Origin of the sequence: Streptomyces flavofungini (assembly GCF_041028215.1) — a bacterium.
GTDB classification, from domain to species: domain Bacteria; phylum Actinomycetota; class Actinomycetes; order Streptomycetales; family Streptomycetaceae; genus Streptomyces; species Streptomyces flavofungini_B.
Genome location: NZ_JASKYR010001347.1, coordinates 1 through 938, shown reverse-complemented (window position 1 = coordinate 938; position 938 = coordinate 1). Strand labels below are relative to the sequence as shown.

The 938-nt window shown below is 74.7% G+C and carries 1 protein-coding gene; it reads right to left on the bottom strand.

Annotation, left to right across the window (positions count from 1 at the left end; all coding sequences use genetic code 11):
- Positions 1–827, bottom strand: an 827-nt coding sequence (locus AB8Z36_RS40965) for an alpha/beta hydrolase family esterase (RefSeq protein WP_369218418.1), incomplete at its 3' end; no start/stop codon positions are given.
- Between the last annotated feature and the right edge of the window lie 111 nt (positions 828–938).

Genomic DNA, 938 nt, shown 5'->3' with positions numbered 1-938 from the left:
CGGTAGTGCTCCACGGACGCCCGGCCCGGGCAGGGTGACCACCGCTGCTTCACGACGTTGGCCTCGACGCGGGTGGTGCGGGGCTCGGCTCGGCAGCCGTCGCGCTCGGCCCACCCGGCGAGCCAGTCCGGCAGCGCGGGCAGCCCCTTGGCGGCGTTTCCGGCGTAGGGGATGGTGGTGTCGGCCTGGCCGTGGAAGTCGATGACGGGGAGGGGACGCCGGGGACGGCACTCGCCTCCCTGCGGGTAGAACGCCCCGGACACCGCGGCGACGGCGGCGACACGGTCCGCGAGACGGCAGCCCACGAGCGCCGCGAACCCGCCGCCGTTGGACTTCCCCGCGGCGTACACCCGGCGACTGTCCACGCACAGCGTGCCCTGGAGCCGTCCGATCAGGGCGCGGGTGAAGGCGATGTCGTCGACGTCCGCCGAGTACGGGGCGCCCTGCCAGGCACTTTTCCCGTCGGTGCCCGCCATGCCCTGCGGATAGGCGACGAGCGCGTCCAGGCCGCTCATCCCGGTGAGCCGCTCCTGGTAGTCGGCGGTGCGCCCGTGCCCGTGGAAGGACAGGACGAGCGGTGTCGGGGTGCGGGGGTCGTAGGAGGCAGGGACGTGCAGGAGGTAGGTGCGCCGCACCCCGTCGACGGTGACGGTCCGGGTGGAGGTCTGACCGGCGGCCGGGTACGGGCGGGAGGTGTGACAGCCGGACGAGGCGGCCCGGTCGTCCGCCGACCGGTGCAGGGGAGAGGCCGCGGCGGGCGCGGCGACGGCGACCATCGCGAGGACGGCGGTGACCGCACCGAGGCGGCGGCGGAGGGAGGTGCGCATGGTGACTCCGGGGAGTGGAGAAGGCGGGAGGGGAAGTGACCTCGGATGGGACCGCAGCAGATCCGTCCGCCGCACCCCGTCGACGGTGACGGTCCGGGTGGAGGTCTGACC